The organism is Rhizobium terrae (genome assembly GCF_003425685.1).
Taxonomy (GTDB): domain Bacteria; phylum Pseudomonadota; class Alphaproteobacteria; order Rhizobiales; family Rhizobiaceae; genus Neorhizobium; species Neorhizobium terrae.
The window spans coordinates 143,541-164,472 of the sequence record NZ_QJKM01000012.1 but is presented as its reverse complement, the minus strand read 5'-3'; the positions used below and the strand labels follow the sequence as shown (position 1 = coordinate 164,472).

15 protein-coding genes are annotated in these 20,932 nt (G+C 60.6%); 6 read left to right on the top strand and 9 right to left on the bottom strand.

The features are described 5' to 3' along the window. Nucleotides 1–198 precede the first annotated feature (198 nt). The 3 genes from DMO26_RS22555 to DMO26_RS22540 all read left to right on the top strand — a co-directional run bounded on the left by DMO26_RS22555 (nt 199) and on the right by DMO26_RS22540 (nt 3,173). Nucleotides 199–1,131: a carbohydrate ABC transporter permease gene (locus DMO26_RS22555; protein WP_117194405.1), complete on the top strand. Its 933-nt coding sequence runs from the start codon at nt 199–201 to the stop codon at nt 1,129–1,131. A gap of 11 nt (nt 1,132–1,142) precedes the next feature. Then, nucleotides 1,143–2,042: a carbohydrate ABC transporter permease gene (locus tag DMO26_RS22550; protein ID WP_117194404.1), complete on the top strand. Its 900-nt coding sequence runs from the start codon at nt 1,143–1,145 to the stop codon at nt 2,040–2,042. A 480-nt stretch (nt 2,043–2,522) separates the two neighbouring features. Next, the gene (locus DMO26_RS22540) at nt 2,523–3,173 is read left to right on the top strand and encodes a glutathione S-transferase family protein (RefSeq protein ID WP_117194402.1); all 651 of its coding nucleotides are present in this window, start codon (nt 2,523–2,525) and stop codon (nt 3,171–3,173) included. Between the two features lie 60 nt (nt 3,174–3,233). On the opposite strand, the gene DMO26_RS22535 is transcribed toward DMO26_RS22540, so the two are convergent. The 6 genes from DMO26_RS22535 to DMO26_RS22510 form a co-directional block, all read right to left on the bottom strand. Further along, on the bottom strand, nt 3,234–5,345 hold the full coding sequence (locus tag DMO26_RS22535; RefSeq protein ID WP_117194487.1) for a beta-galactosidase: 2,112 nt from the start codon (nt 5,343–5,345) through the stop codon (nt 3,234–3,236). Nucleotides 5,346–5,506: 161 nt separating this feature from the next. Beyond that, the gene (locus tag DMO26_RS22530) at nt 5,507–7,213 is read right to left on the bottom strand and encodes an ABC transporter ATP-binding protein (RefSeq protein WP_117194401.1); all 1,707 of its coding nucleotides are present in this window, start codon (nt 7,211–7,213) and stop codon (nt 5,507–5,509) included. Nucleotides 7,214–7,223: 10 nt separating this feature from the next. After that, complete coding sequence (locus DMO26_RS22525) at nt 7,224–8,411, bottom strand: ABC transporter permease (protein WP_117194400.1); 1,188 nt, start codon at nt 8,409–8,411, stop codon at nt 7,224–7,226. A 10-nt stretch (nt 8,412–8,421) separates the two neighbouring features. Continuing rightward, nucleotides 8,422–9,408, bottom strand: coding sequence for an ABC transporter permease (locus DMO26_RS22520; protein WP_117194399.1), 987 nt, complete (start codon nt 9,406–9,408; stop codon nt 8,422–8,424). Nucleotides 9,409–9,524: 116 nt separating this feature from the next. After that, nucleotides 9,525–11,633, bottom strand: a complete 2,109-nt coding sequence (locus tag DMO26_RS22515) for a family 10 glycosylhydrolase (protein ID WP_117194398.1) — start codon at nt 11,631–11,633, stop codon at nt 9,525–9,527. 92 nt (nt 11,634–11,725) lie between these two features. Further along, nucleotides 11,726–13,654 (bottom strand): ABC transporter substrate-binding protein, encoded by a 1,929-nt coding sequence (locus tag DMO26_RS22510; RefSeq protein WP_117194397.1) that lies wholly within the window; start codon nt 13,652–13,654, stop codon nt 11,726–11,728. Nucleotides 13,655–13,829: 175 nt separating this feature from the next. Between DMO26_RS22510 and DMO26_RS22505 the strand changes: the two genes are divergently transcribed. Further along, nucleotides 13,830–14,876, top strand: coding sequence for a LacI family DNA-binding transcriptional regulator (locus DMO26_RS22505; protein WP_117194396.1), 1,047 nt, complete (start codon nt 13,830–13,832; stop codon nt 14,874–14,876). An 82-nt stretch (nt 14,877–14,958) separates the two neighbouring features. Here DMO26_RS22505 and yghU read toward each other — a convergent pair whose 3' ends face one another. Next, complete coding sequence (gene yghU / locus DMO26_RS22500; protein WP_117194395.1) at nt 14,959–15,834, bottom strand: glutathione-dependent disulfide-bond oxidoreductase; 876 nt, start codon at nt 15,832–15,834, stop codon at nt 14,959–14,961. Nucleotides 15,835–16,164: 330 nt separating this feature from the next. Here yghU and DMO26_RS22495 point away from each other — a divergent pair, with 330 nt between their 5' ends. Then, a complete protein-coding gene (locus tag DMO26_RS22495; protein WP_117194486.1) occupies nt 16,165–17,745 on the top strand; it encodes a diguanylate cyclase domain-containing protein in 1,581 nt (526 codons plus the stop codon). Nucleotides 17,746–17,772: 27 nt separating this feature from the next. On the opposite strand, the gene DMO26_RS22490 is transcribed toward DMO26_RS22495, so the two are convergent. Continuing rightward, complete coding sequence (locus DMO26_RS22490) at nt 17,773–18,633, bottom strand: LysR substrate-binding domain-containing protein (protein WP_117194394.1); 861 nt, start codon at nt 18,631–18,633, stop codon at nt 17,773–17,775. 146 nt (nt 18,634–18,779) lie between these two features. On the opposite strand from DMO26_RS22490, the gene DMO26_RS22485 reads away from it, so the two are divergent. Further along, nucleotides 18,780–19,637, top strand: a complete 858-nt coding sequence (locus tag DMO26_RS22485) for an urea carboxylase-associated family protein (protein WP_117194393.1) — start codon at nt 18,780–18,782, stop codon at nt 19,635–19,637. 16 nt (nt 19,638–19,653) lie between these two features. Here the strand turns inward: DMO26_RS22485 and DMO26_RS22480 are convergent, their stop codons facing one another. Then, nucleotides 19,654–20,811, bottom strand: coding sequence for a fumarylacetoacetate hydrolase family protein (locus DMO26_RS22480; protein WP_117194392.1), 1,158 nt, complete (start codon nt 20,809–20,811; stop codon nt 19,654–19,656). Nucleotides 20,812–20,932: the final 121 nt, after the last annotated feature.

Sequence of the window (20,932 nt, the reverse complement as noted above, 5' to 3'; positions counted from 1 at the left end):
GCAGGTTTTCGAGCGGGGCACCGCCGTGGCGGTTTGCCCCTCATCCGCCTCCCGGCACCTTCTTCCCGTCAACATGGAGAAGGACGTAAGCCGCGAACTCCGAAGTCCCCTCTCCCCGTCTGCGGGGAGAGGGTTAGGGCGGGGGGCAATCACAGTCGGCCCAAGCCTCAGAAACAAACGGTAATTTGGAGATAAGCAATGTCGACGGTGAATTCGGGGGATACGCGCGGTCCGATTTCTTCGCTCCTGCAGAACAACAACGTACTCGGTTTCCTGTTCATGCTGCCGGCTGCGGTGTTCCTGGTCTGCTTCCTCACCTATCCGCTGGGGCTCGGCGTCTGGCTCGGCTTTACCGATACCCGCATCGGCCGCGACGGCATCTTCATCGGGCTCGAAAACTACGAGTTCCTGATGGACGATGGCGTGTTCTGGCTGTCGGTTTTCAACACCGTCCTCTACACGTTCGTGGCCTCGGTGCTGAAATTCGCGCTCGGCCTCTGGTTGGCGCTGCTCTTGAACCAGCATCTGCCGTTCAAGAGTTTCTTCAGGGCGATCGTGCTCCTGCCCTGGGTCGTGCCGACTGTACTCTCCGGTCTCGCATTCTGGTGGATATACGATTCCCAGTTCTCGATCATTTCCTGGTCGCTGATGCAGCTCGGGCTGATCAATGGGCCTATCAACTTCCTAGGCGATCCGACCAATGCGCGCATCTCGGTCATCCTCGCCAATGTCTGGCGCGGCATTCCCTTCGTAGCGATTTCGCTGCTCGCCGGCCTGCAGACCATTCCGGCCTCGCTGCAGGAGGCCGCCTCGCTCGACGGCGCCACGAGCTGGCAACGCTTCCGTCACGTGACGCTGCCGATGCTGACGCCGATCATCGCCGTGGTGATGACCTTCTCGGTTCTGTTCACCTTCACGGACTTCCAGCTTATCTACGTGCTGACCAAGGGTGGCCCGGTCAATGCCACGCATCTGATGGCGACCTTGTCCTTCCAGCGCGGCATTCCCGGCGGGCAGCTCGGCGAGGGCGCGGCGATCGCGGTCGCCATGGTGCCCTTCCTGCTCGGTGCGATCATGTTCAGCTTCTTCGGCCTGCAACGCCGCAAATGGCAGCAGGGCGGCCAGGATTGAGGAGAGAGTTCATGTCAACCAATTCCAACACCGCCGATCAGGTGCTGACCGACAATGCCGAGGGGATGAACTATCTCAACCGTCTGCCCCGGCGGATCGTGATGCTCTACCTGCCGATGGCGGTCTTCGTCTTCGTGCTGCTCTTCCCGTTCTACTGGATGGCAATCACCGCCGTGAAGCCGAACGACCAACTGACGGATTACCAAAATTACAGCCCGTTCTGGGTGGTCGGGCCGACGCTTGCGCACATCAAGTACCTGTTCCTCGAAACCTCCTATCCGGGCTGGCTATGGAACACGATGCTGGTGGCGGTCTGCTCCACCTTCTTGTCGCTGCTCGCCTCCGTCTTCGGCGCCTATGCGATCGAGCGCATCCGTTTCACCGGCTCGCGATCCATCGGTCTCGTGATCTTCCTCGCCTATCTCGTACCGCCGTCGATCCTGTTCATCCCGCTCGCCTTCATCGTCTTCAAGCTCGGCATCTACGACTCGCGGCTGGCGCTGATCTTCACCTATCCGACCTTCCTCATTCCGTTCTGCACTTGGCTGCTGATGGGTTATTTCCGCTCGATCCCGTTCGAACTGGAAGAAAGTGCGCTGGTGGATGGCGCCAACCGCTGGCAGATCCTGACCAAGATCATCCTGCCGCTCGCGGTGCCGGGTCTGATCTCGGCCGGCATCTTCGCCTTCACGCTGTCGTGGAACGAATTCATCTACGCGCTCACCTTCATCCAGTCGTCGGAGAACAAGACGATCCCGGTCGGTGTGCTGACGGAACTGGTGCGCGGCGATGTCTTCGAATGGGGATCGCTGATGGCGGGTGCCCTGTTCGGCTCGCTGCCGGTGGTGATCCTATATTCGTTCTTCGTGGACTACTATGTCTCGTCGATGACGGGAGCCGTGAAGGAATAGCGGCCGGGAATTTCCAGCCGCCAGCTTTTACCGCACTCAGCGGTTTTCAGGCAGAGCCTTCGGCAGGAGTCTCCGCCCTCATCTCCCGCCAGGCGATCTGGACGGTCAGGCGGCTCGTCCCGGCACGGTACTCGTATTCCGACGTCGACCAGCGAAGGCGGCATATTCTTCCACATCCGGGCCAACCGGATAACGAAGGCATGCGAGGAATCGGAGACCGCACGTTCGACAAAATAGCTGAAACGATCGGCTATAAATCGGCAAGCGCCTTCAGCACGGCATTCCGCCAGCGGATCGGGTGTCCTCCCGGCGAATATGCGGCGAAGCTGGCGCTACGGGAGTGAGCTCCGCCGCAGATCATGACCAGGCTTCATTGACCGATATTGGCGATATTTGAACTGCCGCAGGAATCCGAGCATAGGGTGTCGGAATCTCGTTTAGCCAGGCGTCTTCAAGACAGGCAAGCTAGGGAGGATACCAATGACTGTTACCATTACCGCCTTTGAACGGTCCCCCGATCGCGGCAGAGGGCTGGCGCGTGATATGCGTGTTCGCTGGGCGCTCGAAGAAGTGGGCCAGCCTTATGGCGTTCGTCTTCTTTCGTTTAAGGCGATGAAGGAACCCGCACATCTCGCGCTTCAACCTTTCGGACAGATTCCGACCTATGAAGAAGGCGATCTCGCCCTGTTCGAGTCGGGGGCGATCGTGTTTCACATCGCCGAGCACCATGCAGGCCTGCTGCCGGACAATGCGAATGCCCGGGCGCGCGCGATCACATGGATGTTTGCCGCGCTCACAACGATGGAGCCGCCGATCGTCGATCGCGAAATCGTCGGGTACCAGGAGGGTAAGGAGACTTGGTACGAGCAGCGCCTGTCCATGGTTGACGAACGCATCCGTATACGTTTGGGCGAACTCTCCGGTCGGCTGGGCGATGGTGACTGGCTCGACGGCGAGTTCAGCGCCGCCGATCTGCTGATGGTGTCGGTACTGCTGAGGTTACAAGGATCGGGTATATTGGAGGAATATCCAAACCTCTCTGCCTATGTCGCCCGCGGCGAAGCACGGCCCGCATACAAGCGTGCTTTCGACGCCCAGCTGGCGGTTTTCCTCGCCGCAGCGACCGGTTGAGAAAAGCCGGTTCCGGCCCGAAGCCATTATCGAAGTCTTTCGCTCCGTTATGGGGCCTGATTATCGAGCAAGAGGCAGGATCAGAACGTCGCGTGCTGGAACTTCGACCTTGCTACCGGCAGTGGCATGGCCGACCGGCCAGACGGGCTCACCGGAGCCGATTGTGCCCGTGCCGTCGGTCAGTTTCACCTCCGTGATCTGCGTCGTTCGCGTCGGATTGACCAGCCAGAGATAGCTGCCCTTGTCACCCCTGTGAATACGGGCGAACAAGCTGGGGTTCGACAGTGTCACATGCTTCGTCCGGCCGCTCCATTTGATGAGTTCGTCATAGAAACTCACATTCGCCTTGCCGTTGGTGCGGTAGTAGGCGACCGAAGGGTTGGTGCCGATCAGCAGCGTGCGGCCCTTGCCGAACGTATTTTCCACCACCGCCAGCCGGCCGTCGTCGAAATTGCCGAGTGCCTTGCCGCCTGTCGTGCGGTAGGACTGCAGGAGGCCGCCGCCATCGACGGCGAGGCTGCCGTACCTGAAATGGATGCGGTCGCCGATATCCGGCATGAACTCGACCGTTTCCTCTTGGGCGCCGAAGACGGCATCCAGCCCCATGTTCGGCTGCACCTGACCGACATGGCCACGGTCGCCGAAATAACCCGGGCAGGCTTCGGTAATCAGCGTGCCGCCCTTTTCCACCCAGACCTTGAGGCGGTCCGCCTGTTTGGCGGTGAACATGATCGGATAGGGAAAATAGAGAAAGTCATAGGCGTCGATATCGTCGATATGCACCCAGTCCGGCTGCATGCCGTTGTCGAGGAAGGCGCGGTAGGCGCCCCACATGGCTTCTGGATAGGGTTTTTCCTTGCGGTCGTAATTCAGGAGATAATCCCATTCCTGGGTCTCGCGGACGACGAGAATGCCGACTTCGCCGCGCACCGGCTTGGCCTCCCAGAGCGGTGCCTGGGCCGGATCGTTCGCCCATTTCGCCATGGTGCTCTGCATTTCGGAGCGCGGCGTGCGTGAGCCGTCCATGCCATAAGCACCGAAAGCACCGAAAAGCGGCCCGTCGAGCAACGGACGCCAGCGCAGGTTCAAAATGCCGCGCGCGCCGCCGGCAAACGAGGTCATGCTCCAGATGCGAATGTCCTCGGGCTCGGCGACACGGCCGTCCTCCTTGTCGCGGCCGATCACCTGTGGCTGCAGCCAGAGCGGACCGCCCTGGCGTTCCGCATGCCAGAAGGGTTTTCCACGGGCTGCGGCGCGGTTGATGTCGACACCGTACCAGCTCTTCCACGGCTCGGTGCCCTTGCGGGCCTGGATCCAGGTGAAGCCGTAGACCTCGACCTTCGAAGCCGCCAGCCAGTCGTCGCAGCCGTTAGACGCCATGTTGGGGATCGATCCTGAAATGCCGTGCGCTGCGATGACGTTCCTGTTGTCGACGGCGCGGATCGTATCGATCCGCCATTGCATCTGATCGTAGAAATTGTCGCGCTTGAACTGCAGCCAGTCGATGCATTCCGGATAGGGTGCCATATGCACCGGCGGCTCGATATCGTCCCATTCCACATAGCTATAGCGGTGCCAGGCCTTGGCGAGTACTTTCAGGCTGCCGTATTTCTTCTCCAGCCATTTGCGGAAGGCGGCCTTGGCGTAGCTGCTGTAATCGACATCTGCAGAGTAATTGCACTCGTTCCAGATGTCGTAGCCGTAGATCGCGGGATGATCTTTGTAGCGGGTCGCAAGTGCGGTCAGGAATTTGCCGGCGGCTTCCTTCACCTCGGGGCAATTCAAAGTCAGCGCGCCAGCACCGCCGCCATTGTTGGAAAAGCCGCCGGTCGCTGCCGAGACACCCATATAGGAGCCGAGTCTGGTGCCGTCGGCATTGACCTGCAGCGCATCGGCATATCTGCGCACCGCCCAGTCCGGCACGGCATGGATCAGTTCGGCAATCACCGTCTTGATGCCGTTCTTGGCGGCAAGATCGAGCTGCCGATCATATTCCTCCCAATCGTAGATGCCGGGCGCCACTTCGATCGCCCCCCACATGAACCAGTGGCGGAAGATGTTGAGCCCATCTTCGCCGGCCACCCGGTAATCGCGCTCCCAATGCTCCTGCGGTGGGTTTGACTTGCGGAAATAGACGGCGCCGAAGGGGAACTGAAGATCGTTTCTGAGCATTTCCTGGTCCTTCTCTATCATGTCCGGGCATGGCTCCGCTCTTCAGGGCAAAACCCTGTGGGAAACAGGCAGGGATTATGTCCGGGTGTCCTAAAAAGCGTGGGTCCTAGCGCGATCCTCCGGAGAGGGGCTGGCGGTGAAGTCTCGGCATAGGCATGTCCTCATGCATTGGCCGGTGCGATAAAGCGCTGCCGGTGCAGCATGCGCTTGTCACGGGGGTCGGGGTTCGGAACAGCGGAGATCAGGCTCTTCGTATAGGCCTCCTGCGGCGCGGTGCAGATCTGCTCGGCGCCGCCGAGTTCGACGATCCTGCCGCGATGCATGACGGCGACACGGTCGCAGAAATAGCGCACCACGGAAATGTCATGCGAGATGAAGATGAAGCTGAGGTTCAGCCGCTGGCGGATGTCGAGCAGCAGGTCGAGGATCTGGCTGCGGATGGAGACGTCAAGTGCCGAGGTCGCCTCGTCGGCGATGATGATGCGCGGCTCGAGCGCCAATGCCCGGGCGATGCCGATACGCTGCCGCTGGCCGCCGGAAAAGGCATGCGGATAACGCTCCATGCCCATGGGATCGAGGCCAACCAGCCGCATCAGTTCGGAGACGCGATCCTCCAGCGCCTTGCCCTTGGCAAGCCCGTTAACGATCAGTGGATCGCCGATCACGTCCTTGACCGTCATGCGCGGATTGAGCGAGGCGAACGGATCCTGGAAGACGAGGCGGACTTCGCGATGGAAGCCCCGCAGCTCCTTCTTATCGAGGCTGGTGACATCGATCTCCTGCCCATCTTTCGGTCGGTAGAGAACCGTGCCGGTGGTCGGCTCGACGGTGCGCAGGATGAGCCGTCCGAGCGTCGTCTTGCCGGAACCGCTCTCGCCCACGATCCCGAGGTTTTCGCCCGGATAGAGATCGAAATTGGCATTGTCGACGGCGCGCAACGTGGTGTTGCCCGCAAGCCCGAAGGTCTTGCCGAGATTGCGGACGGAAAGGACCGGTTTCGGCGCTTCCGCCGAAAGTGCCGAAACCGGCTGCCTTGCCTCTGCGTGGTGGGTGAGTTTCACGGTCGAGGCAAGCAATTGGCGGGTATAGGGATGCATGGCGGCATGGTAGATCGCATCGACAGGCCCATGCTCGACGATGCGGCCGAAGCGCATGACGGCCACCTCGTCGGCTACTTCCGCGACGACGCCCATGTCATGGGTGATGAGCAGCATCGCCATGCCACGCCCGACCTGCAGGCGCTTAATGAGATCGAGGATTTCCGCCTGGGTGGTCACGTCGAGCGCCGTCGTCGGTTCGTCGGCGATCAGGATGTCGGGGTCGCCGGCCAACGCCATGGCGATCATTGCGCGCTGGCGCATGCCGCCCGAGAACTCGAACGTGTAGCGGTCGGCCATTTTTTCCGCATTTGGAATTTCGACGTGCCGCAGGAGCTCGATCATTCGCTCGCGGGCGACCTTCTTGTCCATGTTCGAATGGAGGCGGATCGCCTCGACGATCTGCGAACCGATCGTGTGGACGGGCGATAGCGAGCTCATCGGCTCTTGAAAGATCAGCCCGATGCGCCGGCCACGGATGGCCCGCATCGTGCGACTGTCCGGGTGAAGCGCGGCGATATCGGTTACTGTCTCGCCGTCCCCGAGCAGAATGCGGCCGCCGACGATCTGACCGGGCCGGTCGACGATCTGCAGCAATGAACGCGCCGTGACGCTTTTGCCGGAGCCGCTTTCGCCGACGAGGCAGAGCGTCTGGCCGCGTTTCAGCTGGAAGCTCACTTTTTCTACCGCATGCAGGATATGGGTGCGCAAGCGGAAATCGACGCAGAGGTCTTCGACCGAGAGCACGACGTCATCTGGAAGGGTGGCCATCGCGCCGTCCTCAATTGTCATAGGGATCGGCCGCATCGCGCAGGCCGTCGCCGAAGAAGTTGAAGGAAAGCACCGCAACCACTACGGCCAAGGAAGGCCAGATCAGCAACCACGGAGCAGTCGCGACGGTGCGGATGTTCTGCGCATCCTGCAGCAGCACGCCCCAGCTCACGACCGGCGGCTTCAGCCCGATGCCGAGGAAGGAGAGCGAGGTTTCCGCGACGATCATGGTCGGCACGGCAAGCGTCACGACCGCAAGGATATGGCTCGTCAGCGACGGCAGGATGTGGCGGAAGATCAGCCGTGCTTCGCTCGATCCGTCCAGCTTGGCGGCTGTGACGAAATCCTCGCTGCGAAGCGCCAGGAACCGCCCACGTACCTCGCGCGCTAAACTCGTCCATCCCAGGAACGAAACAATGATGGTGATCACGAAATAGACGCTGACCGGTGACCAGGTGAGCGGGATCGCTGCCGCGAGGCCGAGCCACAGCGGTATGGTCGGCATCGCGCTGATTACTTCAATGATGCGCTGGATCAGCGTATCGACCCAGCCGCCGTAAAAGCCGGAGATCGAACCGAAGACGACGCCCAATATCAGCGACATGGCGACGCCGACGAGGCCGACCGACATGGAAACGCGCGTTCCATAGACCAATCGCGAGAAGACGTCGCGGCCGAGACGGTCGGTGCCGAGCAGGTACATGGGATCGCTCGGGCTGATCGGGCCGATGAGGTGGCGATCCATCGGGATCAGCCCCCAGAGTTGATAGGCCGGCCCCTTGACAAAGAAGCCGATCGGCACGACCTTGTTGTCGTCGACCACGAAGGTGCGCCTGAGCGCCGCCTTGTCGATCTCCACCTTGTAGCCCTTCACATGCAGGTTGAATTCCGTCGATCCGTCCGGTTTGGTGACGAACAGGCTGATTCCTTGCGGTGGTGCATAGGTGTACTGCGGCTTCGAGGTCGCGGGCAGGGCAGGCGCCAGGAATTCGGCGAAGAGCCCGACGAGATAGAGGAAGAGAATGATCGCCCCCGCGACCATCGCCACCTTCTGACGGACCAGCTTGCCGGCCACCAGCCGCCACGGGCCGATCGCTGCGGTCGAAACCGTCTTGCCTTGTTTCAGCGGGCTGATCGAGGGTCCGTCCACGGTCAGCGGCGGTTTGGAATGCGGTCCCAATGTCTCATGAATACTCATGCCGGCCTCCTCAATTGAACCGGATGCGCGGATCGAGCAGCGCAAGCAGCAGATCGGAGAGGAGCATGCCGACCAGTGTCAGCGCCGAGAGAAGCAGGATGAAACTGCCGGCGAGATACATGTCCTGCGAGACCAGCGCCCGGAAGAGCAGCGGGCCGGCGGTCGGCAGGTTCAACACGATGGCGGTGATCGTCACACCGGAGACGAGATGCGGAAGCACCCAGCCGATCGCCGAGACGAAGGGATTGAGCGCGATGCGCACCGGATATTTGAGGATCACCTTGTATTCCGGCAGGCCCTTGGCGCGGGCGGTGACGACATAGGGCTTGTGCAACTCGTCCGTCAGGTTGGCGCGCAGAATGCGGATCAGCGCGGCAGTGCCCGAGGCACCGATGATGATGATCGGGATCCACAGATGCGCCAGGAAGTCGATGACCTTGGCGAAACTCCAGGGCGCTTCGGCATATTCCGGCGAGTTGAGGCCGCCGACGCTCAGGCCGAGATATTTGTAGGCGACATACATCAGCGCCAGCGCCAGGATGAAGTTCGGCACCGCAAGGCCGATGAAGCCGAAGAAGGTGAAGACGTGGTCACCGGCCGAATGGCGGCGGACGGCGGAATAGATGCCGATCGGCAGCGCGACGATCCAGACGAACAGCAGGCTCAAAAGCGAGATGACCAATGTCGAGCCCATGCGTGCCCAGATGAGGCCGGAGACGGGCTGGTTCCATTCGAAGGACCAGCCGAAATCGCCGCGGCTGAGGATACCCCACATCCATTTCAGATATTGAAGATAGAACGGATCATCGAAGCCGTAGATCTGCTTCAGCCGCTCGATCTGCGCCGGGTCGACCGCTTGACCGCTGTCGCTCATCGTCGCGATCATCGAGGTGAGGTAGTCGCCGGGTGGCAACTGGATGATCATGAACGAGATCAGCGACATGCCGAATAGGGTCGGGACCATGTAGAGCACGCGCCTGAAGATATAGCCAAGCATCGGATGTTTCTCCTCCCGTTGAAAGCGCCGCGCCGCAAAATCACTCGTGGACGCTTGTCGTCGATCTCCAAGTTCGCCTCGCCCCTCCAGGCCAAGGCGCTACTTCCCATTTCACCTCATTTCCAACTGAGGTGCAGCACCTCCAGTCGCTCGATGCCCGGTACCTCCACGGTCGCCCGACCATCCTTGACACTGAAGTTTGCGGCGCGATCGGCAACGACCAGCCAGGCCCGCGCCACCGACTTGCCGTCCGGAATGTCCACCGAAACCGTCTGGCCCGCCAGAGGGTAATTTTCTCGGATCGGCCCCTTCATCATCATCGGGTTCGTCAGGTTGAACATGCTGAGAGCGATGCCTTCGTCGTTCTCGCGAAGCGCCAGATCGATGACACCCGGCCCCTCGACCGTCACGCGCTGCGTTCCCCCCAGCGCCCAGCGGACCGCGTTGGAAATCAGCCGCCCGTGGTCGACGGCGAACACTTCCCAGAAGATCTCTCCGATATTCCAGGGGATATAGACGGTGCGCCCGCCTTTGCCGGTTTCACGGGCGACGACCGCCGCGCCTTCCGGTGCCTTGCGCGGATAGACTTCCTCCATAGGCAGATCCGGGAAATCCGGCACGTAAAGGAAGGGCGTCTCCGCCTTGCCGCTGGTTTTGACATGGAGCAGCCGCGTGCCGCCCATGATGCGTGCCGCACCTTCATAGCCCCGATTTACCGGATGATCGCCCGAAAGCGCCACATAGGTGTTCTTGACGATACCGCGCGGGCCGGAGACGAACTTGATGCCAAGTGTCTCGGCGAGGCCGAATTCCTGCCGCGTCTTGCCGTTTTCGTCACGCAACGAAGTCTCGTAGGCCGCCACGACGCTGCCGCCTCGCTCCACATAGGCGCGGATCGCTGCGTTCTGCGCATCCGAAAGGCAGGAGGCGTTGGCGAGGATAATGACCTTGAACCGGTCGAGATTGTCCTTGGTCAGCACCTGATCCGAGAGGAGCTCGAAAGGCAGTCGGGCCTCGACCAGCGCGTGATAGAAGCCGAGATCGTGCTTTTCGGCACGGTGCCGATCCTCGGGAGCCCAATGGCGCAGCGTCGTCGAAGGATCGATCACCGCGATTTCCGCCGTAGGTTTCATGTTGTTGATGACCGGCTCGACTGCCGCCTGCAGGCCGAAGGCTTCGGCCACGGGCTCCACCCAGCGCTTGTCCGGCACTACGCCGTTGAACTTGGTGAACCAGGCATAGAGACCGTGCGTCGTGCCGTTGTTGATCCAGAGTTGCATTTCCTCGCCGGAGGTCACCGCGTCCTTCCAGCGGTATTCTTCTTCCGGCCCGATCGAGGTGATCAGCACGACGGGGCGATCGGCGAAGGTGGCACGGATGCGCTTGCCGTTACGGCCGGCAGACCAGCCGACTTCCATGCCCTTGCGGCCCTGGTGGTCGACGACGAGGAACGGGCAGTGCTTGGTGATGACGGAGAGGTCGAATTCCATCAGCGAGGCGCCGCTCATGTTCGGAATGAAGCTCGAATTCGGGCGAATCGCTTTCATCGCATCGTCCCATTGGGCGATCATGTCGGTCAGCACCCGGCGGCGCCATTGCAGCCAGGCCTGCCAGGCCGGATCGTCGGCGTCCGCCTTTTTCGGCAGGGCATATCCGAACATGTCCTTGAAGCGGCGGGCGCTGTCTTCGCTGTAATCGACGCCATGACCCTGCCAGCGGTTCGCAAAGATCGCATCGATATCGTATTCGCGGACGATCTCCTTCACCACGTCCGGCATGAAGCCGGTATTATAGTCGCCATAGGCATTGGTGACCCAGACATCCGGATAGGCCCAGTGGCGGCGCGGCGTGCCGTCGGCATTGATCATCACCCATTCCGGATGGGCTTTTGCCGCATCGTCATGGATGGCGTGCGGATCGACACGGGCCATGACATGCATGTCGAGCTTGCGTGCCGCGTCGACGAGTGCGCCGAATATGTCCTTGCCGCCCAGATATTTGGAAACGTAATGATAAGGAACCTTGCTCGGATAGTAGGCGATGTAGCCGCCGGCGCTGAGGCAGACGGCGTTCGACTTGGTGCGCTTGAAGACGTCGATCCAGAAGGCCGGATCGTATTTCTCCGGATCGTCCTCCACGAAGGTCAATTGCGTCCAGCGAGTTGCGGTCTTGTACCAATCGGGGGTCCGCAGGGTGTCGGCGTTCTGTCGTGTGGCCTCGAGCATGGTATTTCATCCAATTCATCGGCAAAAAGTAAACCTTTGGCGCCGGCCGGCGAAGCCGGCGCCTGGAAAGCATTCTGAAATGCCTACAGGTTTTACACCTTGTAGAACTGCTCCGGTCTGGTGGGAGCGGGGGTTGGCCAGCCGAAGGAGTTCGGCATGGTCTTAGTGATGTTCCTCATGTTGTTCTTGACGATGCCGTAGCCATCCGGCGGTTGCGAGATACCGAAGACGTAAAAGTTGTCTGCAGCGCCCTGCAGGATCTGCTTCATGATTTCGCGCTGGCTCGCCTGGTCGGAGGTCGATTTCAGCTTGTCGTAAAGCTCCAACTGCTTCTTCGTCTCCGGTGGCGGCTCCTCGGCATTGGCGTTTTTCGGATCGAGATACCAGAGCTGCCAGGCCGGAGCATACATCGCGTTCGAGTCCGTCGGTACGTAGTAACGCGGGTCCAGCATTGCCGCGACCCCGCCATTGGCACCGAACTGGTGGGCGGTGGCGTCGAAGTCGCGACCCTGGCGAACGCGCGTTTCCCAGAGCGAGCGGTCCATGCTGCGCATTTGCGCATCGATGCCTACTGCCTGGAACATCGGGATGACCAGCTGGAATAGATCGAGGAACACGGTGCGCGCCTGGTCGATCTCGAAGATGATCGTCAGACGGCGCCCCTTCTCATCCAAGCGGAAGTTCTGGGCGTCTCGCTTGGGCACCAGCTTGTCGAGCATGGCATTGGCCTTGTCGACGCTGTATTCCGTGAACTGCTTGGCGAGCTGTTCGTTGTAGAGCGGATCACCTTCCTTGATCGACGATTGGGCCGGTGCGCCTTGGCCCACGAGAACGGCGTCGATCAGCGCCTGGCGGTCGAGCGCCATGGACATCGCTGCTCGAAATTCCTTATTGCGGAAGAGCTTGCGTTTCGTTTCGTCGGCATGGTTCAGGTTGAAGATAAAATTCATCACATTGGCCTCGGTCGAGGTCAAGGTGTAGAAATCGTAGCCACCCTGTTTGCGCGCATCGTAAAGCACCGACTTATTGTTCGGCGTTGCGATATACTGGTCCATCAGGTCGATCTCGCCCTGCATGCATTTCAGCAGAAGCACCTGCGGATCGGCCACCATCTGATAGACGATGCGGTCCATGTAGGGGAGCTGATTCCCCTCGGTATCCACCTTCCAGTAATAAGGGTTGCGTTCGGCGACGACGCGCTCGGTATTTTCACCCGGTGCGATCGTGAAATACCAGGCATTCAGGGTGGGCTTCTTCGAGGAGTTCAGGAAGAAGGCGTTGTCATCCTGGAATCCGGAAGCGGCCTGGAAGGAGGCAATCCAGCTCTGGAAGCCGCGCGTCTTGGCAAGCTCGTCCGCCTTGGGGTTGTAGTCGATGTGGAATTGTTCGAGGTAATGTTTCGGGCAGCGTGTCGTGTGGTCCCAGTTCGACCATGCGACCTGCAATGGGAACATACCGTTAGGTTTCTCAAAGATCACCTTGAAGGTCTGTTCGTCGACCACGTCCAATTTGGCAGGCTTACCGGCCGTCTTCCAGTGACCTTGGCTGGTCACCGCGACGCGCTTGTCGGTCAACACGGTATCGTACCAGAATTTGACATCGGCCGTGGTGTAGGGATGTCCGTCCGACCACTTCATGCCCTTGCGCAAGCGGATGGTGTAGACGGTGGAGTCCGCGTTGCCGTCGAAGGCTTCTGCGACGTTCAGCGTGACGCCCGACCAGTCTGGAGTATAGCGCAACAGCGGTTCGTAAGCCTGATAGCGGAACAGCATGGAGAGCGACCCGCCGCCCACCAGCGCCATTTTCCAGTCTCCGCCGTATTTGCCGACGCTCTCCACCGGCTTGATGACGAGCGGGTTTTCAGGCAGCCGATCCTTGACCGGCGGCAACCCGCCGCTCGAAACTTTCGATTTGAGAATGTCCGCTTCTTTGTAGTTCGCAGCGGCTACAGCGGGTAGAGCCGGCAAAATCAGGGCAGCCGAAGTCCCGGCCAGAAACGCACGACGTTTCAGCTTGATCATGAATGTCTCCTCCACAAAATCCTCGCTCTGCTTATCTTTTTTATGTCGAGCTTGGATAATAGAAGGGTTGCATTGGAATACTGTTAGGTAAAGTGTTATGTTTCTGTGTTTTGGAAAATTTGCGTTTTGCAGCGCAGCAGTGTAGCAGGGCCTCCGGCTGCAGAAGGGGAATGTGATGAAGGGCAGGGGACGGGTTACCTTACAGGCAATCGCCCACGAAGTGGGACTGTCGAAATATGCCGTGTCTCGCTCGCTTTCCGGCAAGAGCGGCGTCAGCGAGGAGACGCGGGAGCGTATCCGTCAAGCAGCGCAGCGGCTCGGCTACATTAAGCCGCTTAATCAATCCGGATCGAGCGACATTGCCGTGGTCTTTCACGACCATGACCCCGTCAACAGTGAACTCTACATGCAGATCCAGAATGGTGTGCAGGCAGAAGCAACCCGGCTGGGTATAGGACTCAGGATGCGATGGACACACAGCAAGGGACAGCTCGAGGACCTGGCACGCACCTGCGCCGGCCTGCTGCTTGTCGGGCCGCATGACCGCGATGCCGTCGCCACCGCCGCTGCAACCGGCATTCCGCTTGTCCGTTTCGGCTGGGTCGATCCGCTGGAGGATGCCGATCAGGTTTCCGGAACCGATCACGAGTCCGGGCAGGCAGTCATGCAATATCTGATTGATCTCGGGCATCGCAATATCGCCTATGTCTACGGCGTGCCGGGTTATCGCGGCCGCCGCGAACGCTTCTATGGCGCGCGCGAAATTGCCGAACGTTATGGCGACGTCACCCTGCATGCGATGCAGTTCGAGGAGCAGGGCGGCTTTGCCGATGCTTATCGCGCGTTGAGCGAAAAGAATATCCGCCCGACGGCTTTCTTCTGCGCGCATGATGGGTTGGCGCTGACCGTCGTCTCCGAACTGCTCGGCCGGGGTTATCGCATTCCCGATGAGGTCTCAGTCGTGGGGTTCGGCGATTTCTCAGCGGCAACCCAGATTTCACCGCCCCTCACGACAGTGAAGATGGAAGGCCAGGAATGCGGAGCTGTCGGCCTGCGTTTGCTGGTCGAGCGTATAGAAAAACCGCGGCTGCCGGGCATGCCGGCCCGCCGCATCTATATCGCGTCGCGCATCATCGAGCGCCGCTCGTCGGGGCGCTGCAGGCCATCTGGTGAAAACGAGAGCGAGCCTTCCCCTCGCGACCAGTCGGTCGCCGCCCGCTGAAGACGACCGGAGATCCATTGCAGAAAAAGGGCCTCATTCGGATTGAAGAGGCCCTTCCTTCGAATTGCCGCTGGAACGGTGCTCAGCTCTGAACCGCCAGCTTGTCCTGCGTTTTCGTCTCAAAATCGTTGGCATCGTGGCGTTCATGCAACTGTTCGGAGGGATCGCCGCTGATGCGGTTCACCATCCGGCCGCGCTTGACGGCCGGGCGCGCAAGGATCTCATCTGCCCAGCGCAGTACGTTCTTGTATTCGTGGACCGCGAGAAATTCACCGGCGCCATATTGCCAGCCCTTCGCCAGCCCGCCGTACCAGGGCATGACCGCCATGTCGGCGATCGTATAGTCATTGCCCGAGAGATACCGGCTTTCGGCCAGGCGGCGGTCGAGAACGTCGAGCTGGCGCTTGGTTTCCATGGCGAACCGGTCGATCGCATATTCGATCTTGGTCGGTGCATAGGCGTAGAAATGACCGAAGCCGCCGCCGAGATAAGGTGCGCTGCCCATCTGCCAGAAGAGCCAGGACATGCATTCCGCGCGGGTCGCCGGATCGGTCGGTAGAAAGGCGCCGAATTTTTCGGCGAGATAGAAGAGGATCGAGCCGGATTCGAAAACGCGGACCGGCTTCGGACCGGAGCGGTCCATCAGGGCCGGAATCTTGGAGTTGGGATTGACTTCGACGAAGCCGGAGCTGAACTGGTCGCCATCGCCGATCTTGATCAGCCAAGCGTCGTATTCGGCGCCTTTGTGGCCGAGTGCAAGCAGCTCTTCCAGCATGATCGTCACCTTCTGGCCATTCGGCGTGGCAAGCGAATAAAGCTGCAGCGGGTGCTTGCCGACTGGCAGGTCCTTGTCATGCGTCGGACCGGCGATCGGTCGGTTGATGCTGGCGAACTGGCCACCATTCGCCTTGTTCCAGACCCACACTTTCGGCGGAGTATATTCTGACGTCTCTGTCATCCCTGATGTCCTGCTGGCTGTTGAAAAGAGATAGGCGTGACCTGGGCCTTCGGCGTTGGGGCCGCAAGGGTGATACCGTGCCGTCGTCACACGATTTCAGACAGGAATCGGAGCGGGGCAGCTGGCACTACGTGCTCTTTTTAGACCTCGGCCACGCATCGCTCAACCCGGCTGATGGCCGGCTAAGTGTTCCGAAGTTCGATTTTCGATGAGATCTGCGTGAAAGCAGCCCTTTCATATTCCACCGTAAAATTAGTAATTTCTTTCACAATCGTGTCTATCGATATGACAAAGGATATTCCGATTTCGACGGGCGGTATCTTGAAGACCATGCTTGGTGCGGAAGTCATTCTATTGCTGGAAAACTGTCCGCTGCCCGTGTTCATCCTGGACGCGGCCGGATTGATCGTTTTCGCCAATGGGACAGCGCGGGAATTCTTCGATCTGGACGATGTTTCCTCCGGCCGTGCGATCGCCGAATTCTTCCCCGAATGGCCGCTCAATCCTGCCCCCCATTCGAGATATGAAACGACGGACCGCTCCGGTCGCAGCCGTTCCTGCGATGTCCGTGTCACATCGTGGCAAGCGGGCGACGCGTCGTTGAGCGCGATCTGGATCGAGACGGCGGAACGGGAGGCACCGGCAGGCCTTGCACTGCGCGAAGCAAACCTTCGTCTGCGCTACGTTATTGAAATGCTGCCTCAGGCGGTCTGCGTTTTCGATTCCAAGGACCGTTATGTCCTGTGGAACAGGAAATACGCCGAACTTTATGCCGAGATCGCCGAACACCTGAGGCCCGGCATAGCCTTCGAGGACATCCTGAGGATCAGTCTTGCGAGCGGTAGCATTCGCGAGGTCGTGGGTGATCAGGATGCGTGGCTGAGGCAGCGGATGACCAAGTTCCGCCAGCCGGTCGCTCAGGAGGAACATCAGCTGCAGGATGGCCGCTGGCTGCGTTATGACGACCGCCGGACGCCGGATGGCGGCGCGATCGGCATCCGCATCGACATCACCGAATTGAAACAGCGCGAGGAATGGCTCCGGCAGTTGTTCGAGGCAAACCCGATGCCGATGCTGCTCTGCGACGGCAACAGCCTCGCTATCCTCGAAGCCAACCATGCTGCAATGGACTTCTACGGTTTCGGACGGTCGGATCTCCTGTCGAAGAAAGCCCATGACATGCATGCGCCGGGCGAGAGCGAGGTGTTCGCGGCACGGCTTTCCGGCTTGACCGGTGATTGCGAGGCTCGCACCGTCTGGCGCCAGCAGATGGCCGACGGCCGGGAACGGCATGTGATGATCTATGTGCGCTTGCTGCATGAGCGCAGCGAACACCGGCTGCTGCTGACCATTGCCGATGTCAGCGAGCGTGTGCTGGCGGAGGCCGAGGCGACCCGCCTTGCCCATCACGACGTGCTGACCGGCCTGCCGAACCGTATCCAGTTCTACAAATCCCTCGACGAATCTCTGCAATCCGGCAAACCCGGCCGCACGGTCGTCTATTGCCTCGATCTCGACGGCTTTAAGCCGGTCAACGACACGTTCGGCCATGCGGCGGGTGACGAGTTGCTGAAGTTGGTTGGCGAGAGACTGAAGGCTGAAGCGGGTGGCAATATGGTGGCCCGGCTTGGCGGTGACGAATTTGCCATATTGATGAAGACCGAGGGCGCCTTGGATACGGGGCTCGCTGATCGTTGCATCGCCGCATTCAAGGACGCCTTTGTGATCAAGGGGCTGCCGATCAGCATCGGCGTCAGCATCGGGATTGCAGCGGCCGGTGCGGCCGATCACGATCGCGATGGGTTGGTGCACGCGGCGGACCGTGCTCTTTATCGAGCGAAGGCCGCCGGCCGCAACACCTGGCGCATCGACAGCGAAGAGGACACGCCGTCTCGAATCAAGAGGGCCTGACTGCCAGACGTTGCAAGATGCCCGCGATCAGCCTGCTTCCATCAGCAGCCAGTCCCGCAGCATTCGGGTTTCCTGCGAAAGGCCTCGGGCTTCGATCAGCCAGTAGGCCTTTTCCGTATCCGAGGGCGTTTCGGCCAATGTCACCAGCGAACCCGTGGCGATTTCCTCGCCGATCAGCGACGTCGGACAGAGCCCGATGCCCTGGCCGCCGATCACCGAGCCGACCATAAGATTGAAATCGCCGAAGACAGGCCCTTCCCTGGAGCCCGTATGAATGCCTGTCATCGCAAACCAGCGTGTCCAAGCCTCACGTGTCTCGTCATGCAGGAGTTCGGCGGAAAGAAGCGACTCGGGTGTTTCGAATGGCCCATGCGTTGCAAGAAAACCCGCCGAGCAGGTAGGACGGGTTTCGGCGCCGAGCAGTCGTGTCGCCGGCCCATCGGGCTGCACGCCATGACGGATAAGCAGGTCGGCACCGGCGGCTTCCGGCGTGCCGGCATCCGGGGCATAGAGGATGTTCACTCGGATTTGCGGATGAAGCGCCTTGAAGCGGGGCAGGCGTGGAATGAGCCAGCGCGTAGCCACGGAAGGTATGCAGGCGACGCTGACCGGCCTGTCGCGAACAGCCAGCGACAATTCATGAGCGGCCATTTCGATATGGCCCAATCCATGCCGGACCGCCGTACTGAATTCACGTCCGGCCGCCGTCAACGCCACGCCACGGGGATGGCGCACGAAAAGCGCGATATTCATCCAAGCCTCGAGCGCGCGCACATGCTGACTTATGCCGGCTGGAGTCAGTCTCAGCTCCGCTGCAGCCTTGACGAAGCTTCCGTGGCGGGCGGCTGCTTCAAACGGGCGCAGGGAGGAAAGCGGCACTTTCTTCATGCCGCTATGACTAAGCCAGACTTAGCCTCAGGGCAAGAAAGTAGAGAATTGTCCGCATCTCCGCGCTTGGCCATAGTCGGTGGGCTGGAACCGAATCTGCGTCTCGATTCGGCAATGCGCATCTGTTCGAATGTGGAGAAACTGGAATGTCGAGACTGCCATCAGTGGCTGCGCCTCTCGATGCCGAGGAGCGGCGCGGCAAGCCAGCGGTGGTATGTTACCCGGTCGAAACACTTCCCGTGGCCGACATGGATCTGATGGAACGCGCGAGGGGCACGCTGGAGAAGGTGGACGAGGTCATCGTGCCGCCACGCGATGCGCGCTCCTTCCGGGTACCACAGGGGCATTTCTTCCGCATCGTCAGCATCGAAGGGGCGCAGGTGGGCGATCTCAATCTCTGGAATGCCGATGACCTTTCCGAGCGTTTCTTCAGCGGCAAGACCCGGGCTCTTCACGCGACCCATGTCACGACCGGCGATCGGCTCTGGAGCACGCTGCCCTATCTGAGGCCGATGGCGACAATCACCCATGATACGCTCGGCTGGTACGGCTGGGACAGAGACGGCAGCGGCGTCCACGACGTCATCGGCACCCGCTGCGATCCCTATACGAACCGGCTGCTCTCGGGCGGCGACTACCACCACTGCTGCCATTCCAACCTTACGCGGGCGCTCGCCGCCGAAAAGCACCTGTCGGTCACGGAGGCCGAGCCGCATATCCATGATGTGCTCAATGTTTTCATGTGCACCGGCTTCACGCAGGATACACACCAGTATTTCATGAAGGCGAGCCCGGTGCGTCCCGGCGATTTCATCGAGTTCTTTGCCGAGATCGATCTTCTCGGCGCGCTTTCCGCCTGCCCGGGAGGCGATTGCAGCGCCACCCATTCGAGCGATGCCGCCGCCTGTTATCCGCTGAAGGTGGAAATCCTGCGCGCCGACCCGCAAATCCTCGACGGCTGGGCGCCGCCGAGCCGCAATGCCTATCCGAGGACACATCGGTAGGCACGCTGGCTCGGTTCTAAAGCAGGTCGCGCTTTGCGAGATTTTGCATCAGCGCGGAAATGCCGAAATTCCAGGGTGGGCATTCGGTCGAAAGGCGCACCGTATTGCGCAGCGTTCCGAGGCCGGCGGAGGAGATCTCGACGATATCGCCGTTCTTGTGGGTAAAACCCTGGTTTGGCGTATCGCGGTCTTCGGTCGGCGCGAACAAGGTGCCCAGGAACAGCATGAAGCCGTCCGGATATTGATGATGTGCGCCGCAGGTCTGCTTGACGAGATCGAGCGGATCGCGGCTGATCTGCGACATCGAACTCTTGCCGTGCAGGACAAAGCCGTCTTCACCGGTAACCTTCAGGTCTAGCTCGGCCTTGCGGACGTCGTCGAGGCTGTATCTACCGTCGAACAGGCGGATGAATGGGCCGATCGAGCATGAAGCGTTGTTGTCCTTCGCCTTGCCGAGGAGAAGAGCCGAGCGCCCCTCGACGTCACGCAGGTTCACGTCGTTGCCCAACGTCGCGCCCTTGATTTCGCCGCGGCTGCTGACGGCGAGCACGATTTCCGGCTCCGGATTGTTCCAGGTGGAAATAGGGTGCAGGCCGACGTCCGCTCCCCAGCCGACGGAGGAGAGAACCGGGGATTTGGTGAAAACCTCCGCATCAGGACCGATGCCGACTTCCAGATATTGCGACCACATGCCCTCTTCGATCAGCGCCTGCTTGACTCTGGCCGCATCCGCGGAGCCTGCCTTCAGGTTCTTGAGGCTGCCACCGATCAGGGATGCGACGCGTTCGCGGATCGCGGCGGCGCGGTCCGGATTGCCGGCAGCCTTCTCCTCGATCACGCGCTCGATCATCGATTGGGCGAATGTAACGCCGCACGCCTTAATGACCTGCAGATCCGCGGGTGCAAGGAGATAGGGCCGGCCCTGATCAGGTTGACCGGTGCTGTTTTGCGCAACGTCTTCCAAGCCACCGATCGATGACCCTAGTGCATTCTTCGCATAATCAGCCGCATCGGAGCGTTCCAGGAGCGCGCTCAGCGTCGGCGCATCCCGGCTGGTGATGTCGACCAGCGACCCGTCCCGCACGGTCACCAGGCTCGGCCCCTGGGCTTGCGGGTTCCAGACCCGCCCGATGAGAAGGGCATCCGTCGCAAGGTTCAGAAGATCAGAGAGCATAAGGATTGGTCCCAGCATAATTCGATGTGTGGTTCGATCAGGTGGATAAGCTTTTTAAACGATAGATCGGACCCGTCTACCCGTTCAGTCGACCAGCGCTTACCTTTCTTCTGGGAAAGGT

Bases quoted from the DNA above. Each gene is read 5' to 3' on its own strand.
- DMO26_RS22550 (WP_117194404.1), top strand. From the start codon at position 1,143: ATGTCAACCAATTCCAACACCGCCGATCAGGTGCTGACCGACAATGCC.
- DMO26_RS22495 (WP_117194486.1), top strand. From the start codon at position 16,165: ATGCTTGGTGCGGAAGTCATTCTATTGCTGGAAAACTGTCCGCTGCCC.
- DMO26_RS22540 (WP_117194402.1), top strand. From the start codon at position 2,523: ATGACTGTTACCATTACCGCCTTTGAACGGTCCCCCGATCGCGGCAGA.
- DMO26_RS22510 (WP_117194397.1), bottom strand. From the start codon at position 13,654: ATGATCAAGCTGAAACGTCGTGCGTTTCTGGCCGGGACTTCGGCTGCC.
- DMO26_RS22515 (WP_117194398.1), bottom strand. From the start codon at position 11,633: ATGCTCGAGGCCACACGACAGAACGCCGACACCCTGCGGACCCCCGAT.
- DMO26_RS22555 (WP_117194405.1), top strand. From the start codon at position 199: ATGTCGACGGTGAATTCGGGGGATACGCGCGGTCCGATTTCTTCGCTC.
- DMO26_RS22520 (WP_117194399.1), bottom strand. From the start codon at position 9,408: ATGCTTGGCTATATCTTCAGGCGCGTGCTCTACATGGTCCCGACCCTA.
- DMO26_RS22505 (WP_117194396.1), top strand. From the start codon at position 13,830: ATGAAGGGCAGGGGACGGGTTACCTTACAGGCAATCGCCCACGAAGTG.
- DMO26_RS22485 (WP_117194393.1), top strand. From the start codon at position 18,780: ATGTCGAGACTGCCATCAGTGGCTGCGCCTCTCGATGCCGAGGAGCGG.
- yghU (WP_117194395.1), bottom strand. From the start codon at position 15,834: ATGACAGAGACGTCAGAATATACTCCGCCGAAAGTGTGGGTCTGGAAC.
- DMO26_RS22525 (WP_117194400.1), bottom strand. From the start codon at position 8,411: ATGAGTATTCATGAGACATTGGGACCGCATTCCAAACCGCCGCTGACC.
- DMO26_RS22490 (WP_117194394.1), bottom strand. From the start codon at position 18,633: ATGAAGAAAGTGCCGCTTTCCTCCCTGCGCCCGTTTGAAGCAGCCGCC.
- DMO26_RS22530 (WP_117194401.1), bottom strand. From the start codon at position 7,213: ATGGCCACCCTTCCAGATGACGTCGTGCTCTCGGTCGAAGACCTCTGC.
- DMO26_RS22480 (WP_117194392.1), bottom strand. From the start codon at position 20,811: ATGCTCTCTGATCTTCTGAACCTTGCGACGGATGCCCTTCTCATCGGG.
- DMO26_RS22535 (WP_117194487.1), bottom strand. From the start codon at position 5,345: ATGCTCAGAAACGATCTTCAGTTCCCCTTCGGCGCCGTCTATTTCCGC.